Origin of the sequence: Corallococcus sp. AB045 (genome assembly GCF_003668895.1) — a bacterium.
In the GTDB taxonomy this organism is placed as follows: domain Bacteria; phylum Myxococcota; class Myxococcia; order Myxococcales; family Myxococcaceae; genus Corallococcus; species Corallococcus coralloides.
In genome coordinates this window covers 28,755-45,314 of record NZ_RAWN01000041.1, presented here as the reverse complement: position 1 = coordinate 45,314, position 16,560 = coordinate 28,755, and the positions used below count along the sequence as shown (strand labels likewise).

The following is a 16,560-nucleotide window of genomic DNA, read 5'->3' as shown; positions in this document are numbered from 1 at the left end:
TTGACATGGACCTGTCAAATTGACAGGTTCCTGCCAATGCCACCGTTGACCCAGAAAGCAGAGACCTTCAGTGCCCTGGTCCTGGAGGTGTTCCAGTTGAACGGGTTGTTGCTCCAGGCCGGAGACCGGCTGAGTGCTCCGGCGGGATTGACGAGCGCCCGCTGGCAGGTGCTGGGCGTCATCGACCATGGCCCCGCCACGGTCGCGGCCGTGGCGCGCACGATGGGGCTCGCGCGGCAGAGCGTGCAGCAGACGGCGGACGCGCTCGCGAGCGACGGGTTCGTGGAGTTCGTCGACAACCCGCATCACCAGCGCGCGAAGTGTGTCGCCCTCACGGCCGCCGGGCGCCGCGCCTTGCGCAAGGTCGAGCAGGCGCATGCCGCGTGGGCGGACCGGCTGGGCGCGAGCCTGCCTCCAACGCTCCTCGCCGCGGCGGTCGAGGGCGTCCGCGAAGCGCGCCTGCGGCTCGAAGAGGACCTGGCCGAAGCGGAGCGCTCCCATGAGAAGTGACACCAGCATCCCCCTGCTCCCCTGCGTGGAGCTCGCATCGACGCTCGAGTTCTACGCGCTGCTCGGGTTCGAGGTGACGTACCAACAACGCTCACCCAATCCCTACGCGGCGACCCAGCGGGGAGGCGCCCAACTCCACTTCTTCGGCCTGAAGGGATTGGATCCGCTGAAGGCCTTCAGCAGTTGTCTTATCATCGTGGACGAGGTGGAGGCGCTGCACGCGAGCTTCCTCGCCGCGCTGAAGAAGGCCTATGGCCGGACTCCCGTTCGGGGACTTCCACGAATGACTCGCATGCGAAAGGGACAGACGCGATTCACCCTCACCGACCCCTCCGGCAATGCGCTGATGTTCATCCGGCGGGATGAACCCGACGGCTATGGAGATGACGGCAAGACACCGACCTCCATCCTCGGCAAGGCCCTCAAGACGGCCCGGCGCCTGCGCGACTTCAAGGGCGATGACGCCGCCGCCGCGAAGGTCCTGGATGCCGCGCTGAAGAAGCCGGACGCGGGGACGGAGCAGGAACGGGAGCAGGCGCTCGCGGACCGCGCGGAGCTGGCCGTGGCCCTGGGAGAAGTGCCCGACCCTGCGTCCCTGTAAGACGCCAGCGCTTCCTGAAGCGACGCGGGCCCTCCCGCTCGCGCGTGCGCCCCACTCCCGGGCTGTCGCGGCGTGTCAGGTGTTCGGAATGCGGCACGGCACCTGCAAACCCAAAGGGCATCACCTCCACCTGTGTCGCGTGAAGAGGTCCCATGGCCGCCAATTACAAGAAGTTCTTCGCTGGCTCCCGCAACATCCCGAAGGGCATCTCGCTCGGCTATCCCGTCCCCGGTCCGCAGGAGGCCAGCGCGGATCAGATCGCCGGACAGGCGTTCTTCGCCACGCCGAACGACTGGAGCGCCATCCAGGCGTCCGCGTATGACTTCATCGTGATTGGCACCGGGCCCACCGGTGTAGCCTTCATCGAGCAGACGCTGAAGCACAACCCGAACGCGCGCATCCTGGTGCTGGAGCGGGGCGGCTTCTGGCTGCCCACGCACTACCAGATGCTGCCGCTCGCCTTCCAGGCCGCGACCGGCTCACCGCCCACCACGTACCCGTGGACCCGCACGACGCGGATGGCGACCACGGAGCTGGAGTTCTTCCAGGCCGGCTACATCCCCGTGCTGGGCGGGCGCTCCACCTATTGGAGCGCCTGGTGCCCCGCCCCGACGCCCGACCTGATGCGCGACTGGCCGCAGGAGCTGATCGACGTCACGCTCCAGCCGGGCTTCTGGGACCGCGCCCGTGCCTTCCTGCACGTCACCACGATGGACAGGGTCCACGATGGTGTCTACGGCAGCCTCCAGCATCAAATCGACGTGAACCTCCGGGAGAACTTCAAGCGCTACGTGCCCTCGGCGGAGAGCGCGTTCCCGGCGCCCATCGCCGTGGGCAATACGCCCTGGAAGGGGGTCAAGTTCTACAAGTACTCCACCGTCGGCGCGCTGCTGGATCTGCAGCAGTCACAGAAGGCGCTGGCGGCCCAGGGCCAGGGGCAGCCCCTGACCATCGTCGACCACTGCGTCGTGGACCGCCTGGTGCATGACAACCATGGGACGGTCACCGCGCTGGAGACGAGCCGTGGCCCGCTGGCGGTGAGCTCGGCGAAGGTCGTGCTGGCGATGGGGACCATTCCGCCCGCGACGCTGCTGATGAACTCCTTCAAGGAGGCCCTGCCAAACATTGGCAAGCGTTACACCGGCCACTTCATGTCTCACATCACGGCGCGCGTGAAGCGCTCGGCGTTCAAGGACCTGTCCGCGCTGGAGATTGGCGCCACCTACCTGGACGGCAAGGCGCCCAATGGCTTGCAGTATCACGTGCAGACCAGCGCCTTCGCCTCCGCGAACCCGGAGGCCGACGAGAGCACCATCGCCCACGAGGCCCCGGACGCGGCGGCCGTCGCGTCGATGGCGCAGCTGAAGGGCTCCGAGGACTACGTCGTGTTCGTCTGCGCGACCCTGGGCGAGGTGAGCGAGAAGAACCCCGACAACTGGATCCGCATGAACGGCGGCACCGACCCCGCCACCAACATCACCCTCCAGCTCCAGCCCGGCGTGGAGGACCACCACCTGTGGGACGTGCTCGACGAGGCGACGTATCAGTCCATCGACGTCATGGCGGGGTGCGCGGGCTGCGCGGGCCCGGAGGTCGAGTACTGGGTCGACGACGCGAGCGGCAACGGCGGCCGTTGGCAGCAGGAGCGGCCGGACCGGAAGAAGATCCGCCTGAACATCATCGTGCACGAGGCCTCGCCGCTGTGGATGGGCAGGGACCCGGCGACGTCGGTGGTCGGTCTGGATTACCGGCCGCACGGCGTGCACAACGTCTACGTGACGGGCGGCGCGCTCTTCCCCACTTCGGGCTCGTGGAACCCCACGCTCACCATGTGCGGCCTGGCGCAGGACCTGGCGGACCGCTTGCGCGGCTAAAGCCTACAGGAGCGCGCGGATGACCTGGAGCAGGTGCTCGTCGAAACCGAACGTGCATCCGGATGTATCAGGGGCCTCATCCAGCAACCACGGCGCGAGGTCGTAATCGTCGTGGCAGGCTTTGAGGATGAGCATGCCTTCGTCGCGGCACAATCCTGTGTCAAAGCTGTAGAAGTCATGCACGGACGAGTCGGCGATATACTGAAAGGGAATGAGCCGCCTGCGCACTTCCAACTCGCGCAGGGCGGCTTCCCGCTCGTCCTCCTCTTCACCAAAGGAGTCCTCCTCCACGAACTCCTTGTACCACTCGTGCCGCTCCAGCACCTCGGAGGGACTCAGCATCCGTGCCCGCTCGTAGCCGGATGCATCCGTCGCGACGAACAGGCCGTGCCGCGTGATGAACTGGAGGTAGGCATTGGGGAGGAGGGGGCCCAGCGCATCTTCCAGCAGGCGCAGGTCCTCCTCGCGGACCGGGGTCACGCTCACGGCTCGGAGGGGAAGCCCCTGCTCGCGCGACAGTCGTTCCTTCAGGGCGTTGATGGCTTCGATTGCGCCTGGCATTCCCTGGGCTCCTTCCCGGTAGGCCCCATCGATGTTCCGTACCACGGAGGGGGGCTTGTCCCCTCCGCTCCCAGTGTCCGCGTATGACACGGATGTCCTGATGAGGACGACGGCGCACGACGCACGGAGCCCGCTTCCCTCTGGGAGCATGTGGCATTGAGCTTGCTGTGCGTCTCGCCACCCGGCGTTCCCCGTACGCCCGGAACCTTCACGCCTGCCCGAGGAAGCCATGCGTCGAGCCCGTCCCTCCGTCTTCGAGCGAATCCCCACCGCGGCCCGCACCTGGGCGTCACGCCTGGTGCTGCTGATGGCCTGCGCCAGCGTCGTGGCCACGTCGCGAGCCCGGACCGAGGATGTGGCGTCCCCGGTCCACACCGGCACGCCCTTCCGCCTGACGACAGAGACCGGCAGGGTCACGCGCACGGTGGTCGTCCGGGCCTCCGCGACGAAGAAGTTGTCGGATCCGGTGGAAGGCGAGGTGCGCATCCAGGCCAAGGCGAAGTGGACGCCGGGTAACCCCACCCCAACAACGCAGCCGTCGTTGGTCATCAGCTACCTTCACGGAGACGCCTTCTATGAAGACCGCAGAAGCGTCCTGGAGCCCGACGTCGCCGTGACGGTGGAGAGCGTGAAGTACCTCGACGAGAGATGCTCGGAGGGTCAAGGCTGCGAGTGGACTGTGCAGGCCATTTTTGACGTCGGCGTCCAATCCGACGCGGACTCCGGCACGGTCGCGGCCCCCGGCACGATCGACGTCGAGTGGACGGCCCAGGCCTTCATGCGCGTGCTGGACGAGTCCAATGTCCCCAAGGGCTTCACCGTGAGCCTGTCCGAGCCCTGATGCCCCCTGGCATCACGGCCCGGTCTCCGGGGCCTTGATGAAGTCGATGAACGCCCGGAGCGGCGCGGGCACGAAGCGCCGCCCCGGGTAGTAGAGGAACGGCCCCGGGAAGGGCTGCCACCAGGGTTCGAGCACGGGGACCAGCGCGCCGCTGTCCAGGTGCGGACGCAGCCAGTCCTCGAAGAGGTGCACGATGCCGGTGCCCGCGATCGCGGCGTCGACGGCGAGGTCCGTCCCCCCGCCCGCCCGCACGATGAGCGGTCCCGAGGGCTCGACCGTCACCACCTCGCCGTCGCGTTCGAACTCCCAGAGCGTCATCGCGCCGCTCGCGAAACGGCCGCGCAGGCACGCATGCCGCAGCAGGTCCCGGGGGTGTTCCGGCCGCCCATGCCGCTCCAGGTACGCCGGGGCCGCGGCCGTGGCGTGGCGCTGGACCCGCGGCCCGATGGGCACAGCGATCATGTCCTGCTCCAGCCGCTCGTCGTAGCGGATGCCCGCGTCACAGCCGGCGGCAATCACATCCACGAAGCTGTCCTCGGAGATGACCTCCAGGTGGATGTCGGGGTACGCGGCGAGGAACGGCGGGACGATGCGCGGCAGCACCAGCCGTGACGCGCTGATGGGCACGTTGAGGCGCAACACGCCCGCGGGCCGGCTGCGAAAGCCGTTCACCACGTCGAGCGCGACCTCCATCTCCGTCAGCACGGGCGCCAGGCGCTCCAGCAGGCCCTCTCCGGCTTCGGTGGGGACAACACTGCGCGTCGTGCGGTTGAGCAGGCGGACGCCCAGGCGTTCCTCCAGCCGGCGGACCGCGTCGCTCAGCGAGGACGCGCTGCTCCCGCTCAGGCGCGCACCCTCGCGGAAGCTGCGGGCCCGCGCCACCACCACGAAGGCGTTCAAATCACCCAGGTCGACCTTCACTGTTCGCCGCTCCGCACAACCTGTACGGGTCGTGCCCCGTTATGCAGAAAGTCCACGGTGGCTATGCATGATTCATCTCAAAAAGGAGATGGAGCATGCCCGGTATCGATTCATCCAGCACCTTCCCCCTCGGGGGCCGCCCCGTGAAGCGTCTCGGCTATGGGGCCATGCAGCTCGCGGGACCCGGCGTCTTCGGCCCGCCCAAGGACCCGGACGCCGCCCGGGCCGTGTTGCGCGAGGCCGTGGCCCGCGGGGTGAACCACATCGACACCAGCGACTACTATGGCCCGCACGTCACCAACCAGCTCATCCGCGAGGCGCTCGCGCCCTACTCCGACGGGCTCGTCATCGTCACCAAGATTGGCGCCCGGCGCGGCAATGACGGTTCCTGGCTCCCGGCCTTCTCGAAGGAGGAGCTGACCCAGGCCGTGCACGACAACCTGCGCAACCTGGGGCGGGACGTGCTGGACGTGGTCAACCTGCGCTTCATGTTCGACACGCACGGGCCCGCCGAAGGGCCCATCGAAGCGCCCCTCACCGCCCTCGCCGAGCTCCAGCGCAAGGGACTGGTGCGCCACATCGGGTTGAGCAACGTCACCGCTACGCAGGTCGCGGAAGGACGGCGCATCGCGGACATCGTCTGCGTGCAGAACCACTACAACCTGGCGCACCGTCACGACGACGCGCTCATCGATTCGCTCGCCCGCGACCAAATCGCCTACGTGCCGTTCTTCCCGCTGGGAGGCTTCAGCCCGCTTCAGTCGTCCACGCTGTCCGCCGTGGCGGCTCGCCTGAACGCGACGCCCATGCAGACCGCGCTGGCGTGGCTGCTGCACCGCTCGCCCAACATCCTCCTCATCCCCGGCACGTCATCCGTCGGGCACCTGAAGGAGAACCTGGCCGCGGCCGAGCTCAAGCTGCCGGATGACGCTCTCAAGGAGCTGAACTCCGTGGCGAGCGCCCAGCCCGCCTGAGCTTCAGGAAGCGCCTCCACGGCCGTCGCGCAGCCGCGCCAGCAGCTCCACGACGGCTGGCCGCACGGGGGACCTGGGTGCGTTGCACGGCACGCACCGTGTTGGTCAGCGCGGGCTTGCCCCAGTTGGAAGGGGGAGGTCCGCGTGGGAGGTGTGCGTTTCATCGACCCTCGCCTCCTGGTGCGAACCGGCGGGCAGTGGCGCATCTCCGTTGCGGCCTGGGGCAATCCCGTTCCGCCTCCGTGAGGCGACTCAGGACACCGACTCCAACGCGGCGAGGGCTTGAGCCAATGCGCGGGTGAAGGGGCGTTCGTCCTGACGTTGCCCCTCCAGTGCGCGCAACGCAGGGAGCAGCGATGGGTCACCCAACGCTCCGGCGGCTTCCACGAACTCCTGTCGGACCCGGGAGCGGCGGAGGACCTTGCGCAGCGGCTCCAGCGTTCGCGGGTCCTTGCGCTGCGCGAGCAGGAGCACGGCTTCGGCCCGGAGGACCGGACTCCCGTCGTCCATGCGGCGCACGAGCGAATCCCGGAGCGCAGGCGTATCGACCTCTGGAGGCAAGGTCCGCAGGTGGGCCATCGCCAGCCCCCGGACGCCTTCGTCCACGTCATCCGCGAACGCGAGGAGCACGGACAGCGGATCCTCACCGGGCGACTTCAGGAGGCTCAGCAACACGGCGCCACGAACCTGGGCGGAGGGATGATCCCGAAAGGATGTAATCGCCGACGGGACCCGCGCGTCCTCCAGGTGTCCCAGGCACGCGATGAGCGCTGGCAGGACCTGCGCGTCCTGTTCTTCGTTGAGCAGCGGCAGCATCCGGTCCGCGGCGCGCGACCGCACGTCGGAAGGCTGTTCAAGCTGCGCCAGGATGTCGGCGCCCCGTGCGCGCTCCCGGGGGAGGCGCGAGCGAAGCAGCGCGCTGGCGGCATCGAAGACGGCTTCCCCTCCCCTGCGGTGCAGGGCGCGGATGGCCTCCCAGGCCTCGGAGCTTTCTGGGACGCCCTGGAGCGCCGTGGCCACCAGCGCCTCCACCGCTCGGTCATCCTGGTCTGGCTCGCGTGCCACGCGACGAGCGTAGCCCCAAGCTCCGGGCCTGAGGTGCGGGGACCGCCCGGCAAGCGTTCGGACATGGATTCCGCCCCCGACGGATGGGAACAGGAGAACCTTGCTGGGGTTCCCCGTCGGCGGCGCAGCCGACAAACCTGTCCGACTGTCCGACAAGTTTGGAGGACCTCGCCCGGGGGGAGGCACCCTTCACCTGCTCCGCGGAAACCTGTCCGACTGTCGGACAGGTTCTTGAGGGCCTCCGCCGGGGGCCGCTCCCTTCATCCGAGCCGCTGAATCCGGTCCGGTCCGACTGTCGGACAGGTTCTTGAGGGCCTGCGCCGGGGGCCGCTCCCTTCATCCGAGCCGCTGAATCCGGTCCGACTGTCGGACAGGTTCAGGCCGGGTCGGGGCGGGAGGTGGACCGCAGGGCCCCGGGGGCTCAATCGCGGAAGAAGGACGCCTGCTGGAAGCGCAGGCCCGCGAGGACCTGTTCGACCCGTGCGTCGGAGAGCGCCCCTATGCGCTCACCGAGCCGAGACTTCTCCACCGAGGACACCTGCGACACGACCACGACGCTCTGCTTCGCCAGGCTGCCCTCCCCCACTTCGAGCAGCACGTTGCCGGGCTCGCTCGCCTTCCTCAGGTTGGAGGTGAGCGCGCAGACGATGACGGTGTGGATGCGGGAGCGGTTGAAGACGTCGTCCTGGATGACGAGGTACGGGTGGGCGATGGGCGGCACGGAGCCCCGGGCCTCGTCCGGCTCGCACCAGTACAGGTCGCCCCGGCAAATCGTCTTCGGGCCCGTGCTCATGCGCCGGGTTGTGCCACGCCGTGTCGAACCGGGGCAATCCTTCCCGGGGTCGCGAGTAGGCTGTAGGCAGGGCGCGCAACCACGCTGCGAGGTTCCTCATCATGAAGGCCGTGTTCCGGGATGGCGAAGGGCACTTGCGCAATGGCTGGAAGGGCGCCGGCTTCCTCGTTGTGTCCGCCGTCCTGGCCGGCATCCTGATGTGGCTCCAGACCTTGCTGCCCGCCGCCGTGAGGCCGTTCGCGCCGAACCCCTTCTTCGGCTTCCTGGGCGTGCTGCTCGTGAGCCTCGACTTCCTGTATCTCGAAAAGCAGCCCGTGACCTTGACGTCGCTCGGCATGTCGCTGGACCGGCGCGCGGGCCGTGACCTCGGCGTGGGGGCGCTGGCCGGCGTGGTCCTGGTGGGGCTCGTGGCCCTCTGCGGCTGGGTGGCTGGTGGCTACCACCTGGAGCGCGCCGCGAACACCCCGGTGACCGCGATCGTGAAGGCGGCCTGGGTGATGCTGGGCGTGGGCCTCCTCGAGGAGGCGCTGTTCCACGGCTACCTCTTCCAGCGCGCCATCCGGGGCCTGGGCACGCGCTGGGCGCAGGTGGTCATCTCCCTCCTCTTCTGCCTGGCACACCCCTTCACCCCGGAGATGGAGGTCCCCACGCGCGTCGTGGCGATGGTCGCCACCTTCCTCGCGGGCTGGATGCTGGGCCTGTGCTACCTGCGCACGCGGCACCTGGCGCTGCCAGTCGGCGTGCATATGGGCTGGAACTGGTTCCTGGGCACGCTGGGTTTCGGCGTGAGCGGCAAGGAGGCCCACGGCTGGTGGACGCCCGTCTTCCACGGCCGCCCGGAGTGGCTCACGGGCGGCGCCTATGGCCTGGAGGCGTCCATCTTCAGCGTCGTCGTCCTGGGCGTGGCAATCATTGCCCTGACGCGCTGGAAGGGTTCCGCCGCGCCAGAACCGCGAGAGACGCCCCGCTCCGACGAGGCTCCGGCTCTGCACGGACAGGCGCTCACGCCCCCACGCTGACGGTCTCCTCGAAGCCACCCTCTCCCCTGACGGTGATGGTCTGGAGTTGGGGAAGCGCCCCTTCACCCGCTCCACCAGATCCGGCAGCGCATCCCGGGCTTGCGGATCACGGCGTCCTCGCCCGACCCCGCCATCACGCTTTGGGCGATGGCGGAGACCTGCGTGTCCCATGGCTCCAGGGCGTAGGGCTCACCGCGAACGTCCAGGGCCTTCAGGCGCCGCGTCAGTTCCTCCACCTTCGCGGTGAGCCCTTCCTTCGCCAAGAACTCGGGTCGCACCACGTCACCGCGCGTGGTCGCGGCGATGCGTGAGAGGCCTTCACCCGAGTCCGGGTTGACGAGGTCGACAGTGAACAGGCTTTATCGACGGCCTCCACCGGGCCGACGGCGAGCGAAGGCTTCCGCTTCGGCCTGCGCGGCCAGGTACTCCGCGAACACGGCCTCGAAGGTCTTCGCGAACTCCCGGATGCGGGGCACCTTGCGCAGGTCCTTGTGCATCGTGAGGTAGAAGCGCAGCGACGGCAGCGGCGTCTCCAGTCGCACCCGCCTCAACTCCGGATGCTGCTTCTCGGCTCCCACCCCGAGCATGACCAGCCCCATGCCTCCCTTCGCCGCGTGCAGCCGCGCCTCCATCGAATTGGAGCGGAAGGGAAAACGGGAGGCGCCCCGCTGGCTCAACCACTGCGCGGGGCCCTGTCCACGTGGCGTCTCGTCCTCCACGACGAAGTCCTGTCCGCGGTAGTCGTCAGCGCCCAGGAAGCGCTTGGGAAGGGAGCGCGAGAGGTAGTCCTCGCTCGCGTAGAGGCCGCTCAAGACCTCACCCAATGGCTTGTCGACGAGCACCGGAGAGGAGGACCGGCCACCCCGTACGCCCATGTCCGCCTCGCGCGAGGACAGGTCCACGAAGCGCAGCTCCGAAATCACTTCAATCAGCGTCTCCGGATGCAGCCGCCGGAAGCGAGTCGCCGCCTCCGCCGCTCCCGTCAGGAAACCGTCCGGGAGGGAGATGCGAATCCTGCCCGCGTAGGGTGAGCCTCCACCGCCATCGCGCCGGTGCGCGCGCAGGGACTGCTCGAAGCGCTCCGCCAGCGTGATGAGCTCCAGGGCTTCCTTCTCCAGCCACGCGCCCTGCGAGGTGCGGTGGACCAGTGTGAGCCCCAGGTCCTGCTCCAGCGCCCCGATGCGGCGCGCGACCGTGGACGTCGACAGGCCCAGCGTGAGCCCCGCCGCGAGGAAGCTGCCGCCTCGATGCACTTCGAGCAGGACGCGGAGGTCATCCCAGGCGGGCAGCTTGTTTTCCATGAATGGAAAGCACTCTAGGTCGCCGGGAGCGCGGGCGTCTTCGGCCGGGTCATCCGCGCGATGACCTTCGCGCTGAGCTCCCGCGAGAAGAACCGGTTGGCGAACGCCGCGAGCTGGTTGCCAAAGCCATGCACCACCGACGAGCGCCCCGCGATGAACGCATCGAGGCCGACCTCCACCACGTCCTCCGGGCGCGCCTTCTTCCCAGGCGAAGCACCCTCCCCCGAACGCTCGAAGAACGGCGTGTCCGTGGCCCCCGGCGACAGGGCGAGCACGCGCACGCCGCGCTCGCGGTACTCCGCCCAGAGCGCCTCACTGAAGGACAGGACGAAGGCCTTCGTCGCGCCGTAGACCGCCATGTACGGCGTCGGCTGGTACGCCGCCATGGAGGCCACGTGGATGACGCCTCCCTGGCGCCGCTCCAGCATGGGCAGGAAGACGTGCGTCAACTCCACGAGCGCGTGGACATTGAGGTCGATCTGCTCCAACTGGTCCTTCAAGGGCAGCACGTCGAAGCCACCGTGGAGCCCGAACCCCGCGTTGCTCACCAGGACGTCCACCTCCAGCCCCTTCGCACGCACCGCCTCGAAGAGCCGCTGGGGCGCGCCGGGAGCGGTCAGGTCCGCGGGAAGGACATGCGCGTTGCCCAGCGCCGCCGCGAGCGCCTCCAGCTTCGCCTCGCTCCGGGCCACCAGCACCACCGTGGCCCCGCGCCGTGACAGGTGCCGGGCGAACTCCGCGCCGATGCCCATGGAGGCTCCCGTCACCAGCACCGTCTTGCCCGCGAAATCAAATCGTTTCATGGGACAAGGATGGGCGCCGGCCGCCCCGTCAACAACGGGCAGCGGCGGGCACCTGCTTTCCATGAATGGAAAACGGCGCTACTCGCGTGACGGAAACGGCGGTCCGGGGCGCGGCGTGTACACGTTGGCGCTCACGGAGCGCGCCGCCGCGGTGATGCCAATCAGGCTCTCCGCGTGCCCCAGGAAGAAGTAGCCCGTCTCCGGCAGCCGCGACAGCAGCCCCTGGATGACTCGCGTCCGGGCCTCCCTGCCAAAGTAGATGAGCACGTTGCGGCAGAAGATGATGTCGAACGGCCCCACCGGCCAGGTGGCCGGCGCGTGCAGGTTCGCGCGGGCGAAGCGCATGATGTTTCGCAGCTCCGGGCCCGCCGTCATCAGGCCCTCCTGGGTGCGCACGCCCTTCAGCATGTACTTGCGCAGCAGCAACTGCGGAATGCTCCGGGCCCGCTCCATGCTCCAGAGGCCCTCCTCCGCGCGCTGCACCGCCCAGGTGGACAGGTCCGTGGCGACGATCTCCAGGCTCCACCCGGAGCCCTTGGGGAACGCCTCCAGCAGCTCCATCGCCAGCGAGTACGGCTCCTCGCCCGTGGAGCATCCGGCGCTCCAGACGCGGATGCTCCGGGGCCGCCGGCCTTGCGCCGCCTGGGCCGCCCACTCCGGGAAGACGTGCTCGCGCAGGAGGTCGAAGTGCCGGGGCTCACGGAAGAAGGACGTCTCGTGGGTGCAGAGGCTGTCGAGCATCCGCACCTTCTCCGCCTCGTTCCCCCGCGAGGTGACGTACGCGTGGTAGGCGGCGTAGGACGTCAGCCCCAGCTCCCGCAGCCGCCGCGACAGCCGGTTCGCCACCAGCGCGTTCTTGGCCGAGGACAGGTGGATGCCCGCCTCCGCCTCCACCAGATGCTGGAACAGCGCCAGCTCCGAGCGCGACAGCGCCGGAGGCAGCGCGGACGGCCAGGGCGCGTCCTCGCTCATCCCCTCACCCGTTGCCCGATGCTTCCGGCGCAGCGGCCGGAGCCACCGGTGCCGGCGCGGGGGCCGCGGCCTCGTCGGTGGCGGCCGTCAGCCGGAGCAACTCCTCCAGCGACAGGAGCCGGTCCAGGTCCAGCAGCAGGATGAACGTGTCGTTGTGGCGGCCCATCCCTCGCAGGAACTCCAGCCGCACGCGCGTGCCGAAGGCGGGGGGCGGTTCGATGTCCGCGGAGCCCAGCTCCAGCACCTCGCGCACGGTGTCCGTGAGCAGGCCCAGCACCGTCTGCTGGCCGTCGAGCGCCACCTCCACGATGACGAAGCAGGACCAGCGCGTGATGGGCCGGGGCGGCAGCCCGAACTTCACCGCCAGGTCCACGACGGGCACCACGCTGCCGCGCAGGTTGATGACGCCCTGCACGGCCGCGGGCATCCCCGGCACGCGCGTGACGGGGCGGTGTTCGATGATCTCCCGCACCCGCAGGAGGCCCACGGCGTACTCCTCGCCCGCGAGCATGAAGCTCAGGTAGCTGGACCTGCCGCTGCCTGGTTCGGTGGACTGGCTCATGGTGCGCGCCCCTTCCTAGAACCGCTGGAAGTCATGAGGGGCCGGCGCTTCCGCGCCGTTCTGGAGCCGGGACAGCGCCCCGTTCGTGGACGTGGCCAGCGGCCCCTGCGCCGCCGCCTGGAGCCCCCGGACGGGCGACATCTGCGGCCGGTGGGCCGGGGCGCGCGGCGCGGAGGAGGCGTTGAAGCTCAAGCCCTCCACCAGCCGGAAGAAGTTCATCATCTGCAACAGCGACTCCGCCTGGGTGGCCATCTCCTCCGCGGTGGAGGACAGCTCCTCCGCGGCGGACGCGTTGCGCTGCGTGACTTGATCCACCTGCGTCATGGCGCGGTTCATCTGCGACACGCCGATGGACTGCTCGCGCGAGGCGTTGGCCACCTGCTGCACCAGCTCCGACGTGCGGCGGATGGCGGGCACCAGCTCCGACAGCAGCTGGCCGCTTCGCTCGGCGACCTTCACGCTGGAGGTGGCCAGGCTCCCGATCTCCTTCGCGGCCTTCTGGCTGCGCTCCGCCAGCTTGCGCACCTCCGTGGCGACGACGGAGAAGCCCCGGCCGTGCTCCCCGGCGCGCGCGGCCTCCACGGCGGCGTTCAGCGCGAGCAGGTTCGTCTGGTAGGCGATCTCCTCCACGATGTCGATGCGCTCCGCGATGGCGTTCATCGCCTCCACGGTCTCCTTCACCGCGCGGCCGCTCTCCTCCGCGTCGCGGGCGCCCTTGACCGCCGTCTGCTCCATCTCCCGGCTGTTCTCCGAGTTCTGGCGGATGCTGACGTTGAGCTGCTCCAGGCTGGCGGTGGTCTCCTCCACGGAGGCCGCCTGGGAGCTGGTGCCCTGCGACAGTCCCTGCGCGGCGGACGCCACCTGGAGGGACGCGGATGACAGAGAGCCCGCGGCGCCGCGCACCTCGCTGATGACGCCCGACAGCCGGTGGATCATGTCCCGCATGCTGCCCATCATCCGGCCCGTCTCGTCCGTGCCACGGGCGGTGATGTTCGCGGTGAGGTCGCCGGCCGTCACCTGCGCCGTCACCTGCACGGCCTCCGTGAGCGGCTGCACGATGCTGCGGGTGAGGAAGTAGGACAGCAGGGCCGCGAGCACCACGCCCAGGGCGCCCCCCATGATGATCATGTCGTACAGGTCCACCACCATGCTCGCGGTGCGGGCGGTGCGCTCGGCCAGCAGGGCCGTCTCGTCGTCCGCCAGCTTGGTGAGCTGCATCCGGATGCGGTCCGCGGTCTGCTTGCCGCGCGCGGACTGCTCCACCGCGATGAGCTGCGCCAGCTCACCGCGGCCCGCGGTGACCTCGCGGCGCTGGGCGATGAGCGGCTCCAGGTGCTGGGAGATCCACTGCTGCAACAGGTCGCGGATCTCCTGCTGGCGCTCCTGCTGGCGGCGGTCGCTCTGGGTGTGCTGGCGGATGCTGTCCAGGCTCTGCGACAGGCTCAACCGGGCCAGGTTGTAGGGCTCCAGGAACTTGTCGTCGCCGGTGATGAGGAAGCCGCGCTGCCCCGTCTCCAGGTCGGCCATGTCACCCTCCAGGGTGCGCACGGCGATCAACACCTTGTGGCTTTCGGTGTCGCCCTCGGCGGTGACGGAGACCTTGACGATGGTCGTGTACACCACCACGACCAGCGCGATGATGATGGCGACCATCGCGCTGAAGGCGAGCGTCAGCTTCGCCGTGATGCTCAGGTTGTTGAACATGATGACTCCGGAAACAGAGACGGACCGCTACGGCGCCCGGGGGGCGTTCGCGGGAGAAGGGGTTGCCAGGGGGGAGGGAGGACTGAGCGCGGCCTCGGAGGCGTGGAGGATGGCCCTGCGCACCAGCGCGGGCGTGTCCAGCAGCAGCCCCACCCGGCCGTCGCCCAGGATGGTGGAGCCGGAGATGCCGGGGATGCCCTGGAAGAGGCGCCCCAGGGGCCGGATGACCCGCTGGCCCTCGCCCTGGAGCTCATCCACCGCCAACCCGATGACGCCGTCCGGGTGCCTCAGGACGACCACGTTCTCCCGGGCCGGTGTGCTGCCGCCCAGGGAGAACACCTGGCGCAGCCGCAGGAACGGCAGCGGCTGGCCACGCAGCGACAACACGCCGGACGCCTCCGCCGTGCGCTCCTGGGCGGGGACCTCCATGCACTCCTGCACGCCCTCGATGGGGACCACGTACACCTGGTCCCCCACGCCCATGGCGAAGCCCTGGATGACGGCGAGCGTGAGCGGCAGCCGCAGCGTCAACGTGGTGCCCTGCCCCTCCTGACTCTGGATGGACACGGAGCCGCGCAGGGCTTCGATGTCCCGGCGCACCACGTCCATGCCCACGCCTCGGCCGGACAGCTCCGTCACCTCGGTGGCCGTGGAGAAGCCGGGCTCGAAGATGAGGCGCAGCAGCTCGTCGTCGCGCAGCCGCTCGGGCGCCGCCACCAGCCCCTTCTGCCGGGCGCGCTCGCGCACCCGTTCGCGCTGGATGCCGCGGCCGTCGTCGGCCAGCTCCACCACGACGCTGCCGGCGTCATGGTAGGCCTTGAGCCGCAGGCGGCCCCGGGGGTCCTTGCCCGCGGCGCGCCGTTCCTCCGGCGACTCGATGCCGTGGTCCAGCGCGTTGCGCAGCAGGTGGAGCAGCGGGTCGCGCATCGCGTCCAGCACCGCGGTGTCCAGCGTGGCGTCCTCGCCCTCCAGCTCCAGCTGGGCCAGCTTCTGCTGGGAGCGGGCCAGGTCGCGCACGGTGCGCAGGTGCTGACGGAACAGCGGTCCCACCGGGACCATCCGCACCTTCATCACCTCTTCCTGGAGCGCCTCGAAGAGCGGATCCATCTCCCGCTGCTGGGTGAGCGCGTCCTCCCAGCTGGCGCCGGTGTCCTCCGCTCGCGCCAGGAACTGCGCCATCCGCCCGCGCGCCACGGACAGCTCCGCGGTGAGCGTGACGATGCGGTCCAGGCGCTCCATGTCCATGCGCACGCGGGTCCGCGCCGTGCTCCGCACCTCCGGCATGCGCGGCAGCGCGGCGGGAACCGGCAGCGCCTCCGTGGGAGCCCCCGCGACGATGCCCTCGCGCAGCCGGGAGAGGTGGGCCTGGTGCACCGCGCCCAGCGAGTCCACGCCCGCGAGCGACGCCTGGCACAGCTCACGAAGGTGATCCACCGCGCCGAGCAACAGCGACACCCGCGTCTCATCCAGGGCGATGCTTCCGTCGAGCAGGGCCTGGAGGAGGTCCTCGACGCCGTGTGTGTAGTCCGTGACGGCCTGGAAGCCGAGCGACGCCGCCGCGCCCTTGAGCGTGTGGGCTCCACGCAGGATGCCTGGCAGCAACCCATCCGCCGGAGAGACCTCCAGCGCGATGAGGTTCTCTTCCATGGAGGAGACCAACCCCTCCGCTTCGTCCGCGAAGACGGCCAGCACCTTCTGCCACTCCGCTGCGGTCTCCGACGGTATGTCCCCCGGGCCTGTCGTCACCTCGCGCCCCAGGGGCGAAGGGAGACCGGCACACGTAGGGGGATGGGTGGAGGGATTCTCAAGAACACGGACTGGCGCCCCCCTTCCTCGACATGCAAGGCATTGCCATGAAGGTGGGCCGTCCCCCAGGCGAGGAATGAATCGAGAACTGAACAGTAGCGAAATGAACACAAAGAAACAACCTCACCGGTGATTTCACGGAGCGTTGGAATCCACGGGAAAACGAGGCCGGAAGCAGGGCAGGACGTCACGGGTTGGCTGAAAGAGGCACCGCGACGAGAGTGTGTCTCGCCTGTCTTGAGTTACATGTTTC

The 16,560-nt window shown here is 69.3% G+C and carries 17 protein-coding genes; 6 read left to right on the top strand and 11 right to left on the bottom strand.

Annotation, left to right across the window (positions count from 1 at the left end; all coding sequences use genetic code 11):
- The first annotated feature begins 36 nt into the window (after positions 1–36).
- The 3 genes from D7Y21_RS12630 to D7Y21_RS12620 all read left to right on the top strand — a co-directional run bounded on the left by D7Y21_RS12630 (position 37) and on the right by D7Y21_RS12620 (position 2,985).
- Positions 37–510 carry a MarR family winged helix-turn-helix transcriptional regulator gene (locus D7Y21_RS12630; protein WP_120568415.1) on the top strand — a complete coding sequence of 158 codons (474 nt, stop codon included), beginning with the start codon at positions 37–39 and terminating at the stop codon, positions 508–510.
- Positions 500–1,111, top strand: coding sequence for a VOC family protein (locus D7Y21_RS12625; protein ID WP_121713369.1), 612 nt, complete (start codon positions 500–502; stop codon positions 1,109–1,111). Before D7Y21_RS12630 ends, D7Y21_RS12625 begins: the two co-directional genes overlap by 11 nt.
- Positions 1,112–1,263: 152 nt before the next feature.
- The gene (locus D7Y21_RS12620; RefSeq protein WP_121713367.1) at positions 1,264–2,985 is read left to right on the top strand and encodes a GMC oxidoreductase; all 1,722 of its coding nucleotides are present in this window, start codon (positions 1,264–1,266) and stop codon (positions 2,983–2,985) included.
- A gap of 3 nt (positions 2,986–2,988) precedes the next feature.
- On the opposite strand, the gene D7Y21_RS12615 is transcribed toward D7Y21_RS12620, so the two are convergent.
- A complete protein-coding gene (locus D7Y21_RS12615) occupies positions 2,989–3,546 on the bottom strand; it encodes an SMI1/KNR4 family protein (protein ID WP_121713365.1) in 558 nt (185 codons plus the stop codon).
- A gap of 229 nt (positions 3,547–3,775) precedes the next feature.
- Between D7Y21_RS12615 and D7Y21_RS12610 the strand changes: the two genes are divergently transcribed.
- Entirely contained in the window at positions 3,776–4,387 is a 612-nt protein-coding gene (locus D7Y21_RS12610) for a hypothetical protein (RefSeq protein WP_121713364.1), read from the top strand.
- A gap of 12 nt (positions 4,388–4,399) precedes the next feature.
- Here D7Y21_RS12610 and D7Y21_RS12605 read toward each other — a convergent pair whose 3' ends face one another.
- Entirely contained in the window at positions 4,400–5,308 is a 909-nt protein-coding gene (locus D7Y21_RS12605; protein ID WP_121713362.1) for a LysR family transcriptional regulator, read from the bottom strand.
- Between the two features lie 95 nt (positions 5,309–5,403).
- Between D7Y21_RS12605 and D7Y21_RS12600 the strand changes: the two genes are divergently transcribed.
- Positions 5,404–6,282: an aldo/keto reductase family oxidoreductase gene (locus D7Y21_RS12600; protein ID WP_120563306.1), complete on the top strand. Its 879-nt coding sequence runs from the start codon at positions 5,404–5,406 to the stop codon at positions 6,280–6,282.
- A gap of 252 nt (positions 6,283–6,534) precedes the next feature.
- Here D7Y21_RS12600 and D7Y21_RS12595 read toward each other — a convergent pair whose 3' ends face one another.
- Both D7Y21_RS12595 and D7Y21_RS12590 read right to left on the bottom strand, forming a co-directional pair.
- Complete coding sequence (locus D7Y21_RS12595) at positions 6,535–7,347, bottom strand: HEAT repeat domain-containing protein (protein WP_147469262.1); 813 nt, start codon at positions 7,345–7,347, stop codon at positions 6,535–6,537.
- Positions 7,348–7,768: 421 nt separating this feature from the next.
- Positions 7,769–8,140: a type II toxin-antitoxin system PemK/MazF family toxin gene (locus D7Y21_RS12590; RefSeq protein ID WP_120563308.1), complete on the bottom strand. Its 372-nt coding sequence runs from the start codon at positions 8,138–8,140 to the stop codon at positions 7,769–7,771.
- Between the two features lie 101 nt (positions 8,141–8,241).
- Here D7Y21_RS12590 and D7Y21_RS12585 point away from each other — a divergent pair, with 101 nt between their 5' ends.
- A complete protein-coding gene (locus D7Y21_RS12585) occupies positions 8,242–9,159 on the top strand; it encodes a CPBP family intramembrane glutamic endopeptidase (protein ID WP_121713358.1) in 918 nt (305 codons plus the stop codon).
- A gap of 62 nt (positions 9,160–9,221) precedes the next feature.
- Here the strand turns inward: D7Y21_RS12585 and D7Y21_RS12580 are convergent, their stop codons facing one another.
- The 7 genes from D7Y21_RS12580 to D7Y21_RS12550 form a co-directional block, all read right to left on the bottom strand.
- On the bottom strand, positions 9,222–9,437 hold the full coding sequence (locus D7Y21_RS12580; protein ID WP_147443184.1) for a hypothetical protein: 216 nt from the start codon (positions 9,435–9,437) through the stop codon (positions 9,222–9,224).
- An 81-nt stretch (positions 9,438–9,518) separates the two neighbouring features.
- A complete protein-coding gene (locus D7Y21_RS12575) occupies positions 9,519–10,460 on the bottom strand; it encodes a LysR family transcriptional regulator (RefSeq protein ID WP_121713356.1) in 942 nt (313 codons plus the stop codon).
- 14 nt (positions 10,461–10,474) lie between these two features.
- Positions 10,475–11,263, bottom strand: a complete 789-nt coding sequence (locus tag D7Y21_RS12570) for an SDR family oxidoreductase (protein WP_121713353.1) — start codon at positions 11,261–11,263, stop codon at positions 10,475–10,477.
- A 78-nt stretch (positions 11,264–11,341) separates the two neighbouring features.
- Positions 11,342–12,235 carry a protein-glutamate O-methyltransferase CheR gene (locus tag D7Y21_RS12565; RefSeq protein WP_120563312.1) on the bottom strand — a complete coding sequence of 298 codons (894 nt, stop codon included), beginning with the start codon at positions 12,233–12,235 and terminating at the stop codon, positions 11,342–11,344.
- Between the two features lie 4 nt (positions 12,236–12,239).
- Positions 12,240–12,797 carry a chemotaxis protein CheW gene (locus D7Y21_RS12560; protein ID WP_121713351.1) on the bottom strand — a complete coding sequence of 186 codons (558 nt, stop codon included), beginning with the start codon at positions 12,795–12,797 and terminating at the stop codon, positions 12,240–12,242.
- 15 nt (positions 12,798–12,812) lie between these two features.
- A complete protein-coding gene (locus D7Y21_RS12555) occupies positions 12,813–14,501 on the bottom strand; it encodes a methyl-accepting chemotaxis protein (RefSeq protein WP_120563314.1) in 1,689 nt (562 codons plus the stop codon).
- 27 nt (positions 14,502–14,528) lie between these two features.
- Positions 14,529–16,193, bottom strand: a complete 1,665-nt coding sequence (locus D7Y21_RS12550) for a chemotaxis protein CheA (RefSeq protein WP_233612075.1) — start codon at positions 16,191–16,193, stop codon at positions 14,529–14,531.
- Positions 16,194–16,560 lie beyond the last annotated feature (367 nt).

Bases quoted from the DNA above. Each gene is read 5' to 3' on its own strand.
- D7Y21_RS12575 (WP_121713356.1), bottom strand. From the start codon at position 10,460: ATGGAAAACAAGCTGCCCGCCTGGGATGACCTCCGCGTCCTGCTCGAA.
- D7Y21_RS12600 (WP_120563306.1), top strand. From the start codon at position 5,404: ATGCCCGGTATCGATTCATCCAGCACCTTCCCCCTCGGGGGCCGCCCC.
- D7Y21_RS12625 (WP_121713369.1), top strand. From the start codon at position 500: ATGAGAAGTGACACCAGCATCCCCCTGCTCCCCTGCGTGGAGCTCGCA.
- D7Y21_RS12570 (WP_121713353.1), bottom strand. From the start codon at position 11,263: ATGAAACGATTTGATTTCGCGGGCAAGACGGTGCTGGTGACGGGAGCC.
- D7Y21_RS12555 (WP_120563314.1), bottom strand. From the start codon at position 14,501: ATGTTCAACAACCTGAGCATCACGGCGAAGCTGACGCTCGCCTTCAGC.
- D7Y21_RS12620 (WP_121713367.1), top strand. From the start codon at position 1,264: ATGGCCGCCAATTACAAGAAGTTCTTCGCTGGCTCCCGCAACATCCCG.
- D7Y21_RS12565 (WP_120563312.1), bottom strand. From the start codon at position 12,235: ATGAGCGAGGACGCGCCCTGGCCGTCCGCGCTGCCTCCGGCGCTGTCG.
- D7Y21_RS12560 (WP_121713351.1), bottom strand. From the start codon at position 12,797: ATGAGCCAGTCCACCGAACCAGGCAGCGGCAGGTCCAGCTACCTGAGC.
- D7Y21_RS12585 (WP_121713358.1), top strand. From the start codon at position 8,242: ATGAAGGCCGTGTTCCGGGATGGCGAAGGGCACTTGCGCAATGGCTGG.
- D7Y21_RS12615 (WP_121713365.1), bottom strand. From the start codon at position 3,546: ATGCCAGGCGCAATCGAAGCCATCAACGCCCTGAAGGAACGACTGTCG.
- D7Y21_RS12590 (WP_120563308.1), bottom strand. From the start codon at position 8,140: ATGAGCACGGGCCCGAAGACGATTTGCCGGGGCGACCTGTACTGGTGC.
- D7Y21_RS12630 (WP_120568415.1), top strand. From the start codon at position 37: ATGCCACCGTTGACCCAGAAAGCAGAGACCTTCAGTGCCCTGGTCCTG.
- D7Y21_RS12610 (WP_121713364.1), top strand. From the start codon at position 3,776: ATGCGTCGAGCCCGTCCCTCCGTCTTCGAGCGAATCCCCACCGCGGCC.